The sequence below is a fragment of the Microbacterium sp. MRS-1 genome (assembly GCF_000585455.1).
GTDB classification, from domain to species: Bacteria; Actinomycetota; Actinomycetes; order Actinomycetales; family Microbacteriaceae; genus Microbacterium; species Microbacterium laevaniformans.
Genome location: NZ_JAUF01000142.1, coordinates 1 through 1,458, shown reverse-complemented (window position 1 = coordinate 1,458; position 1,458 = coordinate 1). Strand labels below are relative to the sequence as shown.

The window sequence follows — 1,458 nt, the reverse complement described above, 5'->3', positions numbered from 1 at the left end:
GAACATCCTTCCAGCGAGGACGAATCCTCACAGTTCAGATGTCAACCAAACTCGGGGCAGACCCAACGCTCGCCGACGGCTGGGCCTACGCCCGGCACTACAACTCTGAATCAGCCCGCCGCAACGCGCTCCCGACCTGGCTGCACTCCTACAATCACCACAGGCCCCACACCGCGATCGGCGGCCACCCACCCATCAGCAGATTGACCAACCTCCCTGGGCAGCACAACCTCGTCGTTCAGAGTCATTAGCAACTTCAATACAGCTCTCCGGACTACCAAGTCCGGGCCGAAGAAGTCGAGAAAACCACGAGGTTCGCGTTCAGGATTCCTAGACACGAATGCCAGTCCGACGCGCTGTTCGAGCGCGAGCTCGGTGAGGACGCTCGCGGTCTGCAGGTCGACCATGCCGGCTTCGTCCACGACGATCCGGTCACGCGGGCTCAGCGGGTACCGAGTCGGGCCGGCGTAGACGGCGTCGATGCCGCGCTCGAGATCGCCAGGTCGCAGCCGAGGAAGAGATCGACGTCGGGACTCAGCCGGGCGCGTCCACGCTCCTCCCCGGTGATCGGGTAATGCCCGGTGATCCGGACGCGCAGGGCGCCGGCGATGAGCTGATCGGTTCCAATGCGGCCACTCGCGACGATGAAGCGGGTGACGGTGGCGGAAGCGGGTGACGGTGGCCTCGGATGCCCCAGCCTGCACCTCGAGCGCGTCGACGCCGATCGAATACGGACGGTGTGCGTCGCACGTCCCCTCGAGCGTGTAGGCGATGGCCTGGCGCACGCCGCGCGAGTCGACGCCCCGCTTGCACCACTCCAGCCCCCCGCGCATGCCGCCAGGATAGAATCGTGATTTACCGTCTATCCAGGTATTTTTCTCGGATGCAGGCAACTGTGGCGGATTGACGAAAGAGGTAGCCGGCCATCATTGATGCCTGCGTGCATCGTTCTCCTCGTTGTGTTCTCCTGGCTTCTTCTCAACATGGTTCTCCCGAGTTGAGGTCCTGGTATGTCGTACTCGGGTCCCTTGGTGGCTTGCTTGGCGTTCACGAGAGGCGGGTTGCACCTCGCGGACCAAGGAGCTCTGACAATATGGAATCGCGGCGTTGCTCCATGACGCCGGTACCTGGGGAGGGTTCAGTGTCCGACGTCAGCGATGCGCTGTCCAATCCCGTGCTCAACTCTGCGTACGAAGAACCCGGGCGGCACTTCGAGATGGGCCCGAGTGGCCCTACGGGCAACGTCATCGAGAAGCGGCGCCTTAGCGAGTTCTTCATCCCCATCCCGAAGCCGAAGCGCGGCGCAGGAAGGGCGAAGACTGCACCGCAGCCCACCCTGGACTTCTCGAACCTCACGGACGAGCGAGTCGAGCGCAACCACAAGATTGACCAACGGGACTGCTGCACGGATAGGTGACAGGTTGTAGTCACGCCGCCAGTGCGACGGTCGTGTTCATG

General features: G+C 63.2%; 1 protein-coding gene and 1 pseudogene. Both read left to right on the top strand.

The window, feature by feature from the left end; all coding sequences use genetic code 11:
• Nucleotides 1-65 precede the first annotated feature (65 nt).
• Nucleotides 66-251 (top strand): annotated as a pseudogene (locus AS96_RS15185) (integrase core domain-containing protein); the annotation flags it as partial.
• Between the two features lie 890 nt (nucleotides 252-1,141).
• Nucleotides 1,142-1,417 (top strand): hypothetical protein, encoded by a 276-nt coding sequence (locus tag AS96_RS14605; RefSeq protein ID WP_197017327.1) that lies wholly within the window; start codon nucleotides 1,142-1,144, stop codon nucleotides 1,415-1,417.
• Nucleotides 1,418-1,458 lie beyond the last annotated feature (41 nt).